Below are 17,941 nucleotides of genomic sequence, written 5' to 3'. Positions count from 1 at the left end.
TTTAATTTTTGGAGACCAAGTAGGTATTGTTCATCATCGAATCACTACGTTCTTCGTGATTCTCAACAATTTCGGCTTATTTCCGAAGGACCTTCACCAAGTAGGTACGATGATTTCATCTGTTCATGCTTCACAGTGAAACATCGCAACTCTTAGAGCTGTAGCTCTTTTGAAGGCTGTACTGTGACGAGACGCATGTCGAGAAAACACCTTAGAAGTTGTTGAGATCGGAGCAACGCGTAGTGTTGGTTCTGTTCCCGCCGTTTGTAAGGTTTTAAGCCTGGGACAAAAATCCAAAGTGATTTTTGTCCCAGGCTCTGTTTTTTTTATTCAATTTTTTCATGAAAAGTTGAACTCTCAAGAAAATATGATAACGATTTCTTTCGTGATATACTAATACTAACTTAAAAGAGAGGACGTCTGATCATGAAAATACTAACACCCGTTTATCAAATAAAATTTAAAAAAGTACCAAATCAATTACTGATTGATGAGCGTTTAATGAATGAATTGGGTACGTGGTTGAATCGTACAGGTCGAATTTGGGCCTGTCAATCATCAAAATCGGCAAAGGAATTTAAAAATACATTTTATGAAAGCACAGGCTTGACCGCAAATGAAGTGCATATTTCTGCCGAGACGGATGGTCTTTTTCGCTTAGCAGAAAATAAAGCGTCTGATTAAAGTGCAGCATCTTTCCATAACAATTGTCATTGACAAGCCAACACAGGAAAGATACGATATGAGTAACTAAACAGCGGTTTAGAAAAAGTGAAGGGGGCGTTTATGTGTTAGAGGTAAAAGAGTTAGTCAAAACCTTTGGGGATTTTAAAGCAGTTGATCATGTATCCTTTACGATACCGGACGGGAAAATTTTAGGATTAATTGGCCAAAATGGTGCCGGGAAAACAACTACATTTCGCTTGATTTTAAATTTTTTAACACAAGATAGCGGGTCGGTTTTATGGAATGGTCAACCATTAAACGAAAAAGAATACAATATTATTGGTTATTTACCAGAAGAACGGGGTTTATATCCTAAAATTACGATTGAAGACCAACTAATTTATTTCGCTTCATTGCGGGGAAAAACTAAAAAAGAAATTGAACCTAAAATTGACTTTTGGATGGAAAAATTTCAAGTTAAAGGCAAAAAAACAGATAAAGTTAAATCTTTATCAAAAGGAAATCAACAAAAAGTTCAATTGATTGCGACACTTATTCATGAACCGAAGTTAATTATTTTAGACGAACCATTCAGTGGCTTGGATCCAGTTAATGCAGAATTATTAAAAGACGGCATTATTGAATTGAAAAATCAAGGTTCTTGTGTCATTTTTTCCAGTCATAATATGGACAATGTGGAGAAAATCTGTGACCATTTAGTCATGTTAAAAAATGGACGCATGGTTTTAGATGGTCAGGTTCATGAAATTCGACAACAATTTGGTCGAACAAAATTATTTTTAGAATCACCGTTATCTGTTGAGGAAGTTGCTGCTACAGCAGGTGTGAAAGAAGCACACTTACGACAAGATGGCGTCTTAGAAGCGACATTAGAAAACGCTGAAGTGGGCAAAGTGTTGTTTGATAAAGCGACAGCCAACGGCTACATTCCAATGTTTAATCAACAACCACCAACATTGGAAGAAATTTTCAAAATGAAAGTAGGTGGGCAAGATGAGTAAATTTTGGATTATTGCGACTGATGTCTATAAGAAAAATGTGAAGTCGCTGTCTTTCTTAATCATGATTTTAGCGCCATTTCTTCTTGTAGGAATTGTTTACTTAGCGGGCTCTCTAGCTAGCGGTTTTTCAGGAGATACTACCATTGGTCTGGTTTCGGAAAATCAAGCGCTCGTTAAAGAGTTGACAAAGAATAAAACAGAGGACTTTTCTTTCAAAGCTGTTTCTTCTGAGAAAAAGGCCCAAGAACAATTAAAAGACGAGAAAATTGATGCCTATTTACTTTTGGACACTACAGATAATCAGATTTCTGGTCAGCTTTACTCTGAACGCTCTTTAGGAAATGCAACCGAGATGCTAATTCCTCAAATGTTAAACCAATTACAAACAATGGCGAATGCCAATCGTTTAAACCTAACAGCTGAGCAAGTTGCCATGTTGAATCAACAAGCAACATTTAAAAAAGCCAAAATTAGTTTTGATGAAAATGGCAAAATAAAAACAGGAGAAGATAACACAGGGATTCAAATGGCGTTAGCAATGGGGATAACAATTTTGTTATTTGTCTTCATCAGCAGTTATTCTTCAATTATTGCCCAAGAGATTGCTTCTGAAAAAGGCACTAGAATCATGGAAGTTATTCTCTCTAGTACAAAAGCGCAAACCCATTTTTATGGCAAATTAACTGGGGTTATTCTAGTAGCTTTAACACAAATTTTTATTTACGGAGTGGCGTTTGTTCTCGGCTATTCTCAATTGAAAAATCTTGATTTTATGAAAAGTCTATTAAGTGGTATTTCACCACAAAGTATCTTTTCATCAACCTTTATTTTTACATTAGGCTTTTTCATTATTGGTATTCTCGTTTTTGCTGTTTTGGCAGCACTTTGTGGTTCTCTTGTTTCCAAACCAGAGGATACAGCAAAAGCAGTTCAGCCCATCATGTATATTGGTTTAATCGGTTATATGATTGGCATTACGTTTGGGACGAATGATCCACAAAATATCGTGGTGAAAGTGACTTCCTTTATTCCGCTGATTTCGTCATACATTATGCCAGTACGCTTGGCGACCGAAACGGCATCAACAATGGAAGCAATTGTCTCATTAGTGATTTTGGCAGTCTTTGGAATTATTTTAACAATCTTCTCTGCTCGCTTATACAAATCAAACGTTCTTGTATACAGCGAAGGCGGCATGATTCAATCCTTAAAACAGTCAATTTCTATTTTAAAAAATGAACAAAAGCATAAATAATTTTTGTTTAACTCTAAAAGGACCCGGTAAATCAGTCAAAGTGACTGATCTGCCGGGTCTTTTTTAGGCACCGTTCGTCGTTCAACTAGACGAACGGTTAATTTTTTTTCAGGAATGTTCGTCTGATTTAATTGGTTGTATAGGTAAATAAATGAGTTTTCGGCTTGATACTGAATGGCATAATCAACAGTCGTAATATGCATCAATTCACTGACATAACTATTATCAAAGCCAATGACAGCGACATCGCGAGGAACGGCATAATTTAGATTTTCAAGTTCTGAAATAAACTCAGCTGCTACGTGATCATTATAAAAGGCCAAAGCTTCTGGCTTTTCGGTTAATTGTTGCCAGTAATGGGCAATTTTGCGACCAGAATGGTTAGTATACTGATCATTAATCAGCCACTCAGCTTGCCAAGGTGCCTGAGTGTTTTCATAAAAATCTTTCATTGCACGTTTTCGTGCGTGCGTGTTTAAATTTTCGGGATTACCGAGGACATGACCAATTTTTTGGTATCCTTGTTGTTGTAAATATTCTAAGGAACGATAATAACCAGAGTAATGATCAATGTAGGAAGAGTATATATTAGGTGAATCGATACGATGCCAGGTTGCTAAAGGACCATACGCGCTGTATGGCTCAATCACCGACCATTCATTTGTTCGTGTCAATAAAAACAAGCCATCTAATTGTTTGTATTTTAATTGGTTCAAGGCATCAATTTCTTTTTGCTGATCGCCATCTGTAAAAAATAAGGTTACGGAATAATTGTATTTTTTGGCAATTGAAATAAAGCGATTCAAGAAAATACCTAAGGAACCTAAATAGCTAGGGGCTAAAAAGCCAATGGTTTTTGTGGCACCTGCTCGTAAATTCCGCGCCACATAATTCGGGGTATAATTTAATTCTTTCATTGCTTTGAGAATTTTTTCTTGACTATCGGCACTCACATATCCTTTTCCAGAAATTAAGCGAGAAACAGTCGATTTCGAGACACCGGCAACTTTTGCTACATCAATGATAGACGTCATTTTTTACCTCCAAAGTGGAATGTATTCTTATAAGAAGTATAGCATACATTTTTTTGAAAATAGTGCTTGACATGGGAACATTCCCATAATTTATCCTAAAGATGTAAACGATAACAATTTAATCAAGGAGGAAGAAGACGGATGACAAGAGGAGCATTAAAAATTGCAACAATTGGTGGCGGTTCTAGTTATACACCTGAATTAATTGAAGGATACATTAAAAGAAAAGATGAACTGCCAATTAAGGAAATTTGGTTAGTCGATATTGAAGCTGGTAAAGAAAAATTGGAAATCGTTGGGGCAATGGCGAAGCGCATGATTAAAGCTGCTGGTTTAGATTGGGAAGTTCATTTAACATTGGACCGTGAAGCAGCCTTAAAAGGGGCGGATTTTGTTTCAACACAGTTTCGTGTAGGATTATTAGATGCCCGCATTAAAGATGAACGGATTCCTTTGTCCCATGGGGTATTAGGCCAAGAAACAAATGGCGCGGGAGGAATGTTTAAAGCATTTCGAACAATTCCTGTCATTTTAGCTATTATTGACGATATGAAACGTCTTTGCCCAGATGCTTGGTTAGTGAATTTTACTAATCCAGCTGGAATGGTTACGGAAGCTGCAATTAAACATGGCGGTTGGAAAAAAACAGTTGGCTTATGTAATGTGCCGATTGGTCATAGAAAACAAGCGGCCGAAATGCTGGGAATTCCAGAAGAAGACTTATTCTTTAAATTTGCTGGAATTAATCATTTCCATTGGCACCGTGTTTGGGACAAAGAAGGACAAGAGCGAACACAAGAACTCATTGATTTAATTTACGGACCTAAGCAAGAGCAAGAAAGTCATTTGAAAAATATTTTTGATGCGCCGTTCCATTATGAACAGTTAAAAGATTTAGGAATGTTACCATGTGGTTATCATCGCTATTATTATATTGAAGATGAGATGTTGAAGCATTCCATCGAAGAGTATGAACGGGGCGAAACAAGAGCACAAGTGGTTAAAGAAACGGAAGGTCGTCTGTTTGAATTGTATAAAGATCCCAAACTAGATTACAAACCAAAAGAATTAGAAGAACGGGGCGGCACACACTATAGCGATGCAGCTTGTGAAATGATTGCATCAATTTATAATGATAAACGAACGGATATGGTTGTTTCTACTGAAAATAATGGGACAATTACTGATTTACCGTATGATTGTGTTGTAGAAGTATCTGGACCTGTGACAGCTCATGGCCATGAACCTTACAACTGGGGGGCCTTTCCGCCAGCAGCACGAGGAATTATTCAAAATATGAAAGCTATGGAAGAAACGGTTATTCGAGCAGCCATCAATGGTGATTACGGCGCAGCATTGCATGCTTTCACTATTAATCCATTAGTTCCTGGCGGCGTCATGGCGAAGACCTTGTTGGACGAATTATTAATTGCCCACAAAGCGCATTTACCGAATTTTGCAGATGCGATTAATAAAATTGAAGAAACACAACCAGAAACAGTCACATATGTGGCCGAATTAATGAAAAGTAATTAAAAAATATCGCACGCTAAAGATTCGTTTAGTGTGCGATACTTTTTTTAGAATAGGAAGCAAAGGATTCCGTTTTTTTCTTGACAGTAAAATGATAGGTTTGTTGCCGGAACAGCCACTGAATACCAGAGTAAATTAAAATTTCAGCAATAATAAACGTCGAAAGTTTCTGTGCGGAAAGGAATAATAGCGTTAAAATTAAAAATAAGACGACACAGGTATAAAAAACATGTTGCAATTTTTTAGAATTGATAATCGTGATTTCTTTGGTATCTTCAGTAACTTCAATGCGCCGATAAAATTGGAACCAGCCTTCATAGAACGTTAAAACATCCCCAGGATCAGCCTCAATTTCAATAGGTACATTAGTAAAAAGTTTCCCTTGATGCACGCCATTTTTATAAAATGTAAAATAGCGTAACGCGCCCCAAGCTGATGTTTTTCGTGTCAATGTAATCTTCATGGTTTTCACCTCCGTCTTTATTTTGCCATAGTTTCGGTAAAATTGTATCCTACTAAAGTCCGATTCTCTCATTTTAGGGTCAGAATTGACAAAAGAAAGCAGAGGTGTTAATGTGGGAGTAATTAAACGAGGAGGTATAATTGTATGTTGGCATCTATCAGAATTTGGATTGACTTTTTGACAAAATAAATTGAATAAATCTTATCAAAAAGTCTGAAATTAAAATTCATGGGTGGCGTGTGTACTTTTATACGAAACTACAAGGATAGCGATTAGGCTGTCCTTTTTTGCGTACCCAAGATTCTTTCGTTTCAGAAATGAAAGAAGAAGGCAAAATGAAAAAATTAAGTATTCATCTGAAAGAAGTAAGTATTCACTTTTCGGGAAAACCAATTCTAGAAATTGATGAATTATTTGTATATGAAAATGAAAAAATTGGGATTATTGGTAAAAACGGCGCAGGAAAATCAACACTGCTCAATTTAATTATGGGTAAGATTCAATCAGACAAAGGAAAAGTTCAAAGATTGAACGACTTTCATTACTTGGCACAAGTAGCTGAAGAAATAACGAATGAACCAGAGAAAACTGACAAAAACTGTTTGCTAAATCAGAAAAATCAAAAACTAAGTGGTGGCGAAAAAGTCCAAAAACGCTTAGCAACATTATTTTCAGAGTATCCAACCGGGGTTATTTTAGATGAACCAACTACACATTTAGATAAAGAACATCGTCAGTTGTTAGTGGCAGATTTAACGTATTATTATGGGACCGTTTTGTTTGTTAGTCATGATCGCTTTTTCTTGAATCAATTAGCAGAGAAAATTTGGGAAGTTTCGGATGGACATGTCAAAGAATATTTAGGAAACTACGATGCCTATTGTCGTCAAAAAGAATTGGAACAGCAAACACGATATAATGTCTATCATCAGTATCAAAAGGAAAAGAAAAAATTACAGGAATCTTACACAAAGAAACAAGCACAAGCGCAAAAATCTAGTCATGTTTCAAAAAAACAAAAACAAAAGCAAATTAAACCTAGTCGTTTAGCTGGTTCTAAACAAAAAGATACCGTACAAAAAGCACTCCAAAAACAAGCGAAAGCGATTAATGCCAGAATTGACAGATTACCCGATGTTGCGCAAGCAAAACAAGAGCGAAAAATTATTTTTCCTACTAATAATCAGTTCTCTTTATACAATCCATATCCAATTAGAATTGAAAATTTAACTTTCGCTTATGAGAATCGAACAATTCTTAACCAAGTGAACGTTCAAATTCCTTTAAACGAAAAAATAGCACTTTGTGGAAAAAATGGTGCTGGGAAGAGTACCTTCCTTTAACAAATTGAAGCTCGTCACCCGGCCATTTACTTTTCTCCCAAAGTCCGGTTAGGAACGTATCATCAATTAGATTATCGATTAAAAAATGATGAGCCACTGTTGACTTATTTATTGAAGCGGACAAATTATTCTGAAAAGGTTGTGCGTTCACTTTTATATCGGCTAGGTTTTCAACAAGAAAATTTACAGACAAAGATATCTTCTCTAAGTGGTGGCGAAGCCATAAAAATTACTTTGGCGCAACTGTTTATAGAACCAAATAATATTATCTTATTGGATGAACCCACCAATTTTCTTGATTTAGAGACAATCCAAGCACTTGAAGAATTTATAAGTGCCTATCAAGGAACAGTAATTTTCACCTCGCATGATGAAACGTTTGTGGAAAAAGTAGCCACCCGCACTATTTATTTAGAAAACGGGAAAATTATTGATAAATAAAAAAAGTAAACAAAAAGTCGCTATTTTAGCGACTTTTTGTTTAGACTTCTTCAATTGGTAAATAGGTGTATTCTGCAATTTCTGCGGCATGGGAGCCAGCAACATGTCCAGTGACAAATGCAGCTGTAACATTGTAGCCTCCAGTATAGCCATTAATATCTAAAAGTTCACCAGCAAAAAATAAACCATTGACTAATTTGCTCTCCATTGTTTTAGGGGTCACTTCTTTGAGGGAAATCCCACCGCCTGTGACAAAAGATTTTTCCAAAGGCAATGTTTTCGTAACAGTGAACTGAAAGTCTTTCAGTAGTTCCACAAAGGAAAGACGTTGCTTTTCTGTTAGTTGTTTGGCAGGCACTTCTTCAATTGCTAGTTTCTCTAGATAAAAAGTAAGCAGACGTTCTGGTATTAAAGAATGAAAGGCATTTTTTGCCACTTTATTTGGCTGTTCCTCAATCATGTAATCAACATTTTTCAGCACTTCTTCAAAAGATTTTGTCGGAAACACATCCAAGGCTACCGTGACAGGTTGATTGCCGTTGCGAGTTAACTCTTGGTTAATAAAACTAGAACAGCGGAGCGCGGCAGGTCCTGAAATGCCAAAATGTGTAAACAGCATATCCATTTGATGATTAACTAAAGGTTTTCCTTTTTGGTTCAAAACAGTTAAATTAATATCTTGTAAAGAGAGACCTTGCAACGTTTTATCAAGGATAAAAGGTTCTTCAGAAATAATAGGCGATTCGGTAGGGTAGAGCGGGCTGATGGTATGCCCCATTTTTTTGGCTAGTTTATAGCCATCACCAGTTGCTCCTGTGGAAGGATAAGTGCGGCCGCCAGTTGTTAATACAACACACGGTGCATAAATTTTTTCCAGTTCGGTTTCAACGCCAATTATTTGATCGTCTTTTCGTAGTAATTTTGTGACCTGTGTTTTTGTAAAAACAGTGACTCCTAATTCGTTAATGCGGTTAAATAGCGCATCAACAATTGACTTCGATTTATCTGTAACAGGGAACATGCGTCCGTGATCTTCTTCTTTTAAGTGAATACCATTGGATTCAAAAAAGTTCATGATATCATAGTTATCAAATTGTGAAAATGCGCTGTATAAAAATTTTCCATTCCCAGGAATAAATGAAATGATTTCTTCTGCGGGCCGATTATTGGTTACATTACAGCGGCCGCCACCAGTCATTAATAATTTTTTCCCAACACGGCGATTTTTTTCAATCAATAATACTTGAGCACCAGCTTCTGCGGCCGCAATCGTGGCCATCATACCACTCGTCCCAGCACCGACAATAATTACATCAAATTTCTTCATAGTTCTCCTCCAATTCAATAGGTAGTGTACCATAATTACAGGATTTTTTCTGGATTTAAGGAAAAAATAAACGTTTGACTATGGTAATTTTTGAATTTTCAGTTAAAATAAACTTATAACAATGAGAGGATGATTAAATGGACGCAAAACAATATGTTAAAAATATTCAAGAAAAAATTCACCAATTAGACCAAGGTCAAACAGAATATTTACAAGCAGTCGATGAGTTTTTACCAACCGTAGAAGGTTTTTTAGAAAAAAATCCTCAATACATTGAAGCAAATGTTTTAGGTGTCTTGATTGAACCTGAACGTATTTTTCAATTTCGTGTGCCGTGGCAAGATGACCAGGGCAACTGGCATGTGAACAGAGGCTATCGTGTCCAATATAATTCAGCGATTGGACCATACAAAGGTGGTTTGCGGTTTCATCCAAGTGTGAATTTAAGTGTGATGAAGTTTTTGGCCTTTGAACAAATTTTTAAAAATAGTTTAACTGGTTTGCCAATCGGTGGCGGCAAAGGCGGTAGTGATTTTGATCCAAAAGGTAAGTCAGATGCTGAAGTGATGCGCTTTTGTCAAAGTTTCATGACCGAACTTCAAAAACATATTGGTCCAAGTACAGATGTTCCAGCAGGCGATATTGGCGTAGGCGCTCGTGAAATTGGTTATTTGTTTGGCATGTATAAACGCTTGCGCAACTATGATGCAGGAGTGTTGACTGGAAAACCTTTAGGATACTGGGGAAGCCAAGCAAGAACAGAAGCGACGGGTTATGGAACGGTTTATTTTGTTAAACATTTATTAGCAGATAAAAACGATACGTTTGAAGGCAAAAAAGTCGCTGTTTCTGGTAGCGGTAATGTCGCAATTTATGCCATGGAAAAAGCAACTGAGCTAGGCGCCACAGTAATCACATGTTCCGATTCGTCTGGTTTTGTCTATGATCCAGAAGGAATTGATGTGGCGTTAGTAAAAGAACTAAAAGAAAAAAATCGTGAACGCATTTCAAAATATGTTGAAACACGTAAAGGCGCAACTTATTATGATAAAGAATCTGTTTGGGATTTCGAAACAGCTTATGACATTGCATTACCATGTGCAACACAAAATGAAATCAACGAAAAGCAAGCCGCTATTTTAGTGAAAAACGGAGTGAAAGTCGTGGCAGAAGGCGCAAATATGCCTTGTACACTAGAAGCAGTCGCCGTTTTTGCTAAATCAGCTGTAATTTATTGTCCAGGCAAAGCCGCTAATGCAGGTGGTGTTGCGGTTTCTGCATTAGAGATGAGCCAAAATGCTGAACGTTTAGCTTGGTCCTTTGAAAAAGTTGACGGTATGCTAGATCAAATTATGCAAAACATTTATGAGACTTGTCGTGATACAGCTAACGAATATCAGGCACGAGATAACTTTGTTTTAGGTGCGAATATTGCTGGCTTTGAAAAAGTAGCGGCAGCGATGCTAAGTCAAGGACTCGTTTAATAACAAAAAATGCTAGGATTTCCTAGCATTTTTTATTGATTTGTTTGATTAAGAGAATAAATATCTCTAATTAAATAGTTAAAATTAAACAATTGGTCTATCCAAAAGAATTTGCTTGAAAAAATGTCTAAAAACACGTAAAGTATACATGTAGTAAGTTTACTTTCGAGGAGGAAAAGGAATGTCACACATTCAATTAGATTATTCCAAATTAGCACCATTTGTTGCTGACCATGAATTGGAATACATGCAAACACAAGTCACTGCAGTGGACAAAGCATTACGTGAAGGTACAGGAGCTGGTAATGATTTTACTGGCTGGATTGATTTACCAGAAAACTATGACAAAGAAGAATTCGCGCGCATTAAAAAAGCAGCAGCAAAAATTCAATCTGACTCTGAGGTATTAGTAGTCATTGGTATCGGTGGTTCATATTTAGGTGCCCGTGCAGCAATTGAATTTTTGACACATTCATTTAATAATCTATTATCAAAAGAAGAACGGAAAGCGCCACAAATCTTCTTTGCTGGAAATAGCATCAGCTCAACTTATTTAGCTGATTTAATCAATGTGATTGGTGATCGTGATTTTTCTGTCAACGTTATTTCAAAATCTGGAACGACGACAGAACCAGCGATTGCTTTCCGCGTCTTTAAAGAGTTATTAATTAATAAATATGGCAAAGAAGAAGCCAATAAACGTATTTATGCGACAACTGACCGTGCTAAAGGAGCAGTAAAAGTTGAAGCTGATGCGGAAGGTTGGGAAACATTTGTGATTCCTGATGATGTGGGCGGCCGTTTCACTGTTTTAACGCCAGTAGGTCTTTTACCAATCGCTGTTAGCGGTGCGGATATTGATCGTTTAATGGAAGGTGCAAATGATGCACGTAAAGAATACGGCGCAACGAGCGACTTAAAAGAAAACCAAGCCTATCAATATGCTGCGTTACGTAACATTTTATATCGTAAAGGTAAAACAACTGAAATGTTAATTAACTATGAGCCTGGTATGCACTATTTCTCTGAATGGTGGAAACAATTATACGGTGAATCAGAAGGAAAAGATGGCAAAGGTATTTTCCCAGCAGCCGCAGACTTTTCAACTGACTTACATTCTATGGGTCAATATGTTCAAGAAGGTATGCGTAACTTATTTGAAACAGTGGTTAAAATTGAAAATCCACGCCATAGCATTTCAATTCCAGAACAAAATGAAGATCTAGATGGCCTAGGCTATTTACAAGGAAAAGAAATTGACTTCGTCAATACAAAAGCGTTCGAAGGTACGTTGCTTGCTCACACAGATGGTGGTGTGCCAAACATGATCGTTAAAGTGCCAACAATGGATGCTTATTCATTAGGTTATGTTATGTACTTCTTTGAAATTGCGGTGGGCATCTCAGGTTACTTAAATGGGGTTAATCCATTTGATCAACCAGGTGTTGAAGCTTACAAACGCAACATGTTCGCTTTATTAGGTAAACCAGGTTTTGAAGAATTAGCAAAAGATTTAAATGCACGTCTATAATTTGTAAATAACAGAAGAAAAGAGCCAGAAACACTTACGTTTCTGGCTCTTTTCTTCTGTTTAAATTATTTTTCCAAAGGTTCGTTCCATTTTTTAGGACTCCAAATAGTTCCTTCCAATGCAACTTGAAGACTTTCATTATCATCTTCTAATTGTTCAATATATTTGATGGTTTCCTCGATAATAAAAGAATTGGGTTCTTCACTGATTGACTGAAGTTGTTCTGCTAACCATGTATTTCTCATTTTTCTTCACCTCAAAATGTAGTCTATCATAGGTGAGCTTTTTAGTAATGAAACTTGCTTATTGGTTTTCCTTTAAAATAGCATAAATTCGTTCAATATCCGCTTGGGTGCCTCTTAATTCATAGTCAGCTAAGAAGGGAAAGTTAAATTGTTCCGCATACTGTTTAGCTGTCAGGCAGTATTGGTGATTAAAGTTTTTATTGCCGCTGCCCACCACGCCAGAGCAATAACGATAATTATTTTCAAAAGCAAGATATTCTCGCATGACTTCTGTTAAAATTTCGGTATTGCCGTTGTTGATGCCATCGCCACCATCTAAATAGGTAGGCACAAAGGTAAAAAATGGTTCTGTTTCTACTTCTAACGGAGAATTTTCCGAAATTTCTTTGAAAGTAATCGTAGGATTTTTTTCGTTGTGCTGATGTTGCTCTTCAGAATAAGTTGTTAAACGTTGAACAAATGAGCGTGTATTACCAGAGATTGAAATATATCGTATATTCATCAGAGATTCCTCCAAATAAATTTAATTGTTTACGTAAGTATAGCACATCTATGTGAAAAAAATTCAAGATCAATAATTATAAAGCGAAAAAAATAATGCCTTTTTATTACCTATTATAAAAGTGAAAATTTGTTATTTTAATTCATTTGGGTAAGTATTGAATTTTGCGAAAAACTTTGCTAAGATGGTAGAGTATTGAATAAAGAATGGTTGGGCGAAAGCTTCAAGGATTCAGTTCTTCAAGGGGTGAGAAGAACAATTTTTGAGTTTGCGCCTTTTTGCATACCTAAAACAAAAGGGCTGAGCGTATCTCTATTTCGCTAGTCCTTTTTCTTATATGCTAAAGGTGTAAAAACTAAGGAGGTGGAGACAATGGTACAAGAAGTACTAGAGCAAATCAAGGCAGCGGAAGATGCGGTGGAAGAGCATCGGCAACAAGCTAAGATGAATTGTCGTTTATATGAAGAACAGAAGCAAGAACGTTTAGCTGAACTACGTCAAGAGAGTGAAGAAGCTGTTGAAAAAGTGCTGACGGATTCACTAGCAACGCAAGAAAAGATGTTACAACTTGAAAAAGAACAACTTTTAGATGAAACAAAGCGCACTGAACAAGCGCTTCACGAACGTTACGAAGCGAACAAAGAACAAGTCATTGATTCAATTATTGAGAGGGTGAAAGACGTTTATGGCAGTTAGTAAAATGGAAAAAATGACAATAATTGCCGCTGCCGAAAAAGAAGCAGCAATTCTACAAGCCATTCAAGGCTTGCAAATTGTCGAAGTAAAACGGATTTTTCATTCGCCTGAAGAAGAACAAGCCTTAAAGAGTCAATATTCTTTTTTACAAGCAGAACAGTCAACTGAACAGCTACGTAAATATGAAACGATGCTACAACAATTGCAAGAGCTTCTTTTATTTTTGACACGCTCTTCAGGAAAAGGGTTAAAGATAAAAAGAAAAGTCTATACTTTGGAAGAGTTGGAACAAACCTTTGATGAAAAAACATTACAAAGCTATTTGACGGAATTAAAGAATATTCAAGAATCTTTGAAACAAATTCAAACGGATCGTCAAGGATTAGAAGCCGAAGAAGAATTATTAGGCCGCTGGCAATATCTGGATATTTTACCGCATAAACAACAGTTAAAAAGTAGTTATGTCGTTCATGGTTCGATAAATCTAGCCAATAAAGCCAGTTTTTTGAGCGCTTTGTCTCAATGGCCAACGGTTTATTTTGAAGAAATTTATCAAAGTATGCATCATAGTTACTTTACACTCGTTTACCTGAAGGAACATCAGCAGAGTGTAACCGAGTTATTAAACCAATATAGTTTTGAACCACTCCAATACCGTTATGATGTTCCGCCTAAAGAGGCATATCAACAAGTCAAAGAACGATATGAAATTTTACAAAAAGAAGAAAAAGCCTTAAAGCAACAACTGGCTTCTTATCATGATTTTTATGAAACGTTTTGCTTGGCTGAAGAAGTCTTATTGGCGGTTATCCAAAGAGAACAAGCACGTCAACATTTGTTAAATGCTTCATCATTTTTCATCTTGCAAACGTGGATTCCAGTCGAAGAAAAAGCCGATATTTTGACAGCGATTGAAGAAAAAGTTCCTAAGGACGAAATAGCTCTTACTTTTGAAAATCCTACGAAGGCGGAAATTGAGACGGATATACCAGTTAAACTAGCGAATAATAAATTGGTGCAGCCGTTTGAAATGTTAACAGAGATGTATAGCTTACCAAAATATGAAGAAGTTGATCCGACACCTGCGATGATGCCGTTTTATCTAGTCTTTTTTGGCATGATGGTAGCGGATATTGGCTATGGCTTACTGATGCTACTCTTGTCTATTATTGCTTTGAAAGCATTTGTTTTACCGAGAGGCATGAAACGTTTTGCCGACTTTTTCTTGATTTTATCATTTCCAACAATTATTTGGGGCTTCATTTACGGTTCGTTTTTTGGTGCAGCATTACCGCCAACAATGTTTGGAATCAAATCACCATTTCCGATTTTATCAACGACCGAAGATGTAAATACGATTCTTATTTTATCGGTTATTTTTGGGTTTATCCAATTGGTTGTCGGTTTAATGATTAATGGGATTCAGTTATCAAAACAAAAGCGCTATTTAGATAGTATTAACGAAAGTTACGCTTGGTTAGGGATTTTGTTTGGTTTAGCATTGTTAGTCGTTGGTAAATTAGTGGTTAAAAATGAAGGCTTATTTACAGCAGGTGCGATTTTAGCTAGCCTTTCTGCCATTGCAATTATTGTGATTCCAATGATTCAATCGAAGGCCAAATTAAAAGGCTTAGCCAAAGGACTGTATGGACTATACGGTGTGACAGGTTATGTCGGTGATTTAGTTAGTTATACACGTTTGATGGCGTTAGGAATTGCTGGGGGAAGTATTGCTTCAGCGTTTAATATGCTCGTAGAGTTCATGCCGCCAGTTGCCCGTTTTAGCGTGGGCATCTTGCTGTTAATTGTTTTACATGCGTTAAACATATTCTTATCGTTATTAGGTGCTTATGTTCATGGCGCACGTTTGCAATATGTTGAGTTCTTTGGAAAATTTTACACAGGCGGTGGCCGGGCGTTTAATCCGCTAAAAACAAAAGAAAAGTATGTCAATGTTGAGAAAAAATAGAAAATTATTTATTGGAGGAAAATAGAGATGATGGATTACTTAATTAATAATAATGGTGGAATTGTTTTTGCAGTATTAGGAATGGCAATGTCGACAATTTTTGCTGGGATTGGATCAGCCAAAGGGGTTGGCTTTACTGGGGAAGCAGCAGCAGCTTTAACGACGGAGCAGCCAGAAAAATTTGGTCAAGCGTTAATTTTACAGTTATTACCAGGTACACAAGGACTATACGGTTTCGTTATTGCTTTCTTAATTTATATTAACTTAGGAAACGATATGAGTATGGTTCAAGGATTGAACTATTTTGTAGCAGCTTTACCAATTGCTTTTGCAGGATTGTTCTCTGGGATTGCCCAAGGTCGTGTAGCCGCTGCGGGGATCCAAATTTTAGCGAAGAAACCAGAACATGCAACAAAAGGAATTATCTATGCTGCCATGGTTGAAACTTATGCCATCTTAGGGTTCGTAATTTCCTTCTTACTTGTATTGAACGTCAAATAATTGAGGAGGCAGATGGATGGATGCCATTGAAAAAATCATCAGTGAAATTAAGCAACAAGGAAAGCAAGAAGTCGAAGCCTATGTCACCAGTGAACAAACGCGCATCGATCAAGAATTCCAAGCAGCACAACAAGAAATTTTGCTGAAGCAAGAACATGAAATAGAAAAACGACAACAACAATTATTAAAAGAATTTAAACAACGCCAACAACGGCAAACACTAGAAATTCGTCAGGATGCATTAAATAAAAAACAAGCATATCTTAACCAATTATTTGACGAAGTGGTCTTAAAGATGAGTGAATGGTCAGCGGAAGAATTTCAAGAATTCATGAAAGCACAATTAGGTTCACTTGAATTAACAGGAAAAGCAACCATTCTTTTAGGCGAGTATTCTCAAACGAAAGTGACGCAAGAATGGCTGACCGCCCTTTCTGATGCTACTGTTCAATGGGAGCTTTCAGAGGAAGTTGTCCCAAAAGAAAGTGGCTTTATCGTTGCAAAAGACGGTTTGGATTATAATTTTCTCTTTTCAGCATTAGTTGAAGAGATTCAAAAAACAGAAGGCTTTAAAGTAGCAGAAAAACTTTTCAGTTAAGAAGGGAGGACGTAGCATGAGAAAACCAACGTATCATCAAATTAATCCGCTGATTCGTTTAAAAGAAACGGAGCTGCTTTCTGAGCAACAGTTTCAACAACTTTTAGAAGCGGAAACAGTTGAAGACGTTAAAAATATGTTAAAAAGTACGGTTTATCAACCTTATTTAACCGAAACTTTTGAAGAAAAATTTGACTACCATTCTTCTGAAGCGCTGGGAAGTCTTTATCGCTGGTTATATGAAATTGCTCCAGAACCAGCTGTAGTAACGTTGTATACGATGCGTTTTACCTTCCATAACTTGAAAATTTTGACGAAAGCTGAGCGAACAGGTAAAGATTTTGATTATCTTTATTTAGAAGATGGTCGTTATTCTCTAAACACAGTCAAAAGTGCCATTCATACAAAAAACTCTTCCGAACTTGAGCCAGCATTATTAGAAGTGATCCGTGATGTTTTTGCCTATCTGGAAGAGGGCGGTTTGCCGCAAGCAATTGATATCCTTTATGATCGAGCATTTTTAAAGCAACAACGAAAATTGGCGGATGAATTGGGCTATGAAGAGTTAACGAAGGAAGTCATCGCTTTTATTGATTTAACCAATCTATCAACGATGGCTAGAGGGATTGTTCAACATCAAAACAGTAACTTTTTATCAACCGTGATTTCTAGCGCTGGCAGTCTCTCAAAGAAAGAACTGTTGACCTATGCGGAAAAGTCACTTGTAGAATTTACAGCATTTGTCAGAACAACGAATTACGGACAACTATTAGAAAAGATTATCAATAAAGAAACCAATGAATTAAATTTATTGGCTTTTGAAAAACTCAAAGATGATTACCTGACCTCAATGTATGAAAACGGTCGGACGGTTGCTTTTGGGCCGCTCCCATTACTAGCCTTTTTGAATGCGAAAGAAGTTGAATGGAAAAATTTGCGTTTAATTTTGGTCGGAAAACATAGTGGGTTTTCAAATGAAAAAATTCGAGAAAGGATGCGAAAAGTCAATGGGGTATAAAATTGGTGTCATTGGAGACAAAAATTCAATCTTACCATTTAAACTGTTTGGCTTTGAGGTCCATCATGCCATTTCAGAAATGCAAGTTAGAGAAGCTATTGAAACTATGGCAAAAAATAAGTTTGGGGTCATTTTCATAACGGAAGAAGCCTCTACTTTAGCAGAAGAAACGATTGAACGATACAAAGAACAAGTGACACCAGCGATTATTTTAATCCCAAGTCATAATGGTACAATCGGAATCGGTTTAAGTGAGATTGAAAAAAATGTTGAAAAAGCAATTGGACAAAATATTTTATAATGCAAAGGAGAA

The 17,941-nt window shown here is 36.6% G+C and carries 17 protein-coding genes, 1 pseudogene and 1 other annotated feature; of the genes and pseudogenes, 13 read left to right on the top strand and 5 right to left on the bottom strand.

The window, feature by feature from the left end; genetic code table 11:
• Positions 1-426 precede the first annotated feature (426 nt).
• The 3 genes from IGI80_RS17975 to IGI80_RS17965 all read left to right on the top strand — a co-directional run bounded on the left by IGI80_RS17975 (position 427) and on the right by IGI80_RS17965 (position 2,943).
• The gene (locus tag IGI80_RS17975) at positions 427-684 is read left to right on the top strand and encodes a DUF3884 family protein (RefSeq protein ID WP_002369461.1); all 258 of its coding nucleotides are present in this window, start codon (positions 427-429) and stop codon (positions 682-684) included.
• A gap of 104 nt (positions 685-788) precedes the next feature.
• The gene (locus IGI80_RS17970; RefSeq protein WP_002357699.1) at positions 789-1,688 is read left to right on the top strand and encodes an ABC transporter ATP-binding protein; all 900 of its coding nucleotides are present in this window, start codon (positions 789-791) and stop codon (positions 1,686-1,688) included.
• A complete protein-coding gene (locus IGI80_RS17965; protein WP_002357698.1) occupies positions 1,681-2,943 on the top strand; it encodes an ABC transporter permease in 1,263 nt (420 codons plus the stop codon). The genes IGI80_RS17970 and IGI80_RS17965 overlap by 8 nt, the downstream gene beginning before the upstream one ends.
• Positions 2,944-2,978: 35 nt before the next feature.
• Here the strand turns inward: IGI80_RS17965 and IGI80_RS17960 are convergent, their stop codons facing one another.
• Entirely contained in the window at positions 2,979-3,977 is a 999-nt protein-coding gene (locus IGI80_RS17960; protein WP_002360405.1) for a LacI family DNA-binding transcriptional regulator, read from the bottom strand.
• Positions 3,978-4,118: 141 nt separating this feature from the next.
• Between IGI80_RS17960 and IGI80_RS17955 the strand changes: the two genes are divergently transcribed.
• Positions 4,119-5,513: a 6-phospho-beta-glucosidase gene (locus IGI80_RS17955; RefSeq protein ID WP_002357694.1), complete on the top strand. Its 1,395-nt coding sequence runs from the start codon at positions 4,119-4,121 to the stop codon at positions 5,511-5,513.
• A gap of 25 nt (positions 5,514-5,538) precedes the next feature.
• Here IGI80_RS17955 and IGI80_RS17950 read toward each other — a convergent pair whose 3' ends face one another.
• Positions 5,539-6,045 (bottom strand): hypothetical protein, encoded by a 507-nt coding sequence (locus tag IGI80_RS17950; RefSeq protein WP_002357693.1) that lies wholly within the window; start codon positions 6,043-6,045, stop codon positions 5,539-5,541.
• Between the two features lie 245 nt (positions 6,046-6,290).
• Here IGI80_RS17950 and abc-f point away from each other — a divergent pair.
• A pseudogene (abc-f, locus tag IGI80_RS17945) lies at positions 6,291-7,757 on the top strand (ribosomal protection-like ABC-F family protein).
• A gap of 40 nt (positions 7,758-7,797) precedes the next feature.
• Here the strand turns inward: abc-f and IGI80_RS17940 are convergent.
• Positions 7,798-9,084, bottom strand: coding sequence for an NAD(P)/FAD-dependent oxidoreductase (locus IGI80_RS17940; RefSeq protein ID WP_002361770.1), 1,287 nt, complete (start codon positions 9,082-9,084; stop codon positions 7,798-7,800).
• A gap of 137 nt (positions 9,085-9,221) precedes the next feature.
• Between IGI80_RS17940 and gdhA the strand changes: the two genes are divergently transcribed.
• Together gdhA and IGI80_RS17930 are read left to right on the top strand one after the other, a co-directional pair.
• Positions 9,222-10,568, top strand: coding sequence for an NADP-specific glutamate dehydrogenase (gene gdhA / locus IGI80_RS17935; RefSeq protein WP_002360402.1), 1,347 nt, complete (start codon positions 9,222-9,224; stop codon positions 10,566-10,568).
• 181 nt (positions 10,569-10,749) lie between these two features.
• Positions 10,750-12,099 carry a glucose-6-phosphate isomerase gene (locus tag IGI80_RS17930; RefSeq protein WP_002357685.1) on the top strand — a complete coding sequence of 450 codons (1,350 nt, stop codon included), beginning with the start codon at positions 10,750-10,752 and terminating at the stop codon, positions 12,097-12,099.
• Between the two features lie 65 nt (positions 12,100-12,164).
• On the opposite strand, the gene IGI80_RS17925 is transcribed toward IGI80_RS17930, so the two are convergent.
• Positions 12,165-12,344 carry a hypothetical protein gene (locus tag IGI80_RS17925; RefSeq protein WP_002357684.1) on the bottom strand — a complete coding sequence of 60 codons (180 nt, stop codon included), beginning with the start codon at positions 12,342-12,344 and terminating at the stop codon, positions 12,165-12,167.
• Positions 12,345-12,402: 58 nt separating this feature from the next.
• The gene (gene nrdI, locus IGI80_RS17920; RefSeq protein WP_002382293.1) at positions 12,403-12,846 is read right to left on the bottom strand and encodes a class Ib ribonucleoside-diphosphate reductase assembly flavoprotein NrdI; all 444 of its coding nucleotides are present in this window, start codon (positions 12,844-12,846) and stop codon (positions 12,403-12,405) included.
• Between the two features lie 208 nt (positions 12,847-13,054).
• Positions 13,055-13,102 (top strand) — a sequence feature (sodium ion sensor (DUF1646 type); this cis-regulatory element may regulate processes involved in with the transportation of sodium ions).
• A 116-nt stretch (positions 13,103-13,218) separates the two neighbouring features.
• Between nrdI and IGI80_RS17915 the strand changes: the two genes are divergently transcribed.
• Genes IGI80_RS17915 through IGI80_RS17890 form a run of 6 tightly spaced genes read left to right on the top strand, consistent with a single transcriptional unit; the run spans position 13,219 to position 17,929 of the window.
• Positions 13,219-13,542, top strand: coding sequence for a V-type ATPase subunit F (locus IGI80_RS17915; RefSeq protein WP_002381927.1), 324 nt, complete (start codon positions 13,219-13,221; stop codon positions 13,540-13,542).
• A complete protein-coding gene (locus IGI80_RS17910; RefSeq protein ID WP_002363904.1) occupies positions 13,532-15,511 on the top strand; it encodes a V-type ATP synthase subunit I in 1,980 nt (659 codons plus the stop codon). Before IGI80_RS17915 ends, IGI80_RS17910 begins: the two co-directional genes overlap by 11 nt.
• 27 nt (positions 15,512-15,538) lie before the next feature.
• The gene (locus IGI80_RS17905) at positions 15,539-16,012 is read left to right on the top strand and encodes a V-type ATP synthase subunit K (protein WP_438724230.1); all 474 of its coding nucleotides are present in this window, start codon (positions 15,539-15,541) and stop codon (positions 16,010-16,012) included.
• A gap of 16 nt (positions 16,013-16,028) precedes the next feature.
• Positions 16,029-16,610 carry a V-type ATP synthase subunit E gene (locus IGI80_RS17900; RefSeq protein ID WP_002357678.1) on the top strand — a complete coding sequence of 194 codons (582 nt, stop codon included), beginning with the start codon at positions 16,029-16,031 and terminating at the stop codon, positions 16,608-16,610.
• Positions 16,611-16,626: 16 nt separating this feature from the next.
• On the top strand, positions 16,627-17,628 hold the full coding sequence (locus tag IGI80_RS17895) for a V-type ATPase subunit (protein WP_438724229.1): 1,002 nt from the start codon (positions 16,627-16,629) through the stop codon (positions 17,626-17,628).
• Complete coding sequence (locus IGI80_RS17890; RefSeq protein ID WP_002357676.1) at positions 17,618-17,929, top strand: V-type ATP synthase subunit F; 312 nt, start codon at positions 17,618-17,620, stop codon at positions 17,927-17,929. The genes IGI80_RS17895 and IGI80_RS17890 overlap by 11 nt, the downstream gene beginning before the upstream one ends.
• Positions 17,930-17,941: the final 12 nt, after the last annotated feature.

The sequence above is a fragment of the Enterococcus sp. DIV1420a genome, assembly GCF_051712165.1.
Classification (GTDB): domain Bacteria; phylum Bacillota; class Bacilli; order Lactobacillales; family Enterococcaceae; genus Enterococcus; species Enterococcus faecalis.
Note: the sequence above shows the minus strand (reverse complement) of the source record. Positions and strands in the feature narration are given on the sequence as shown.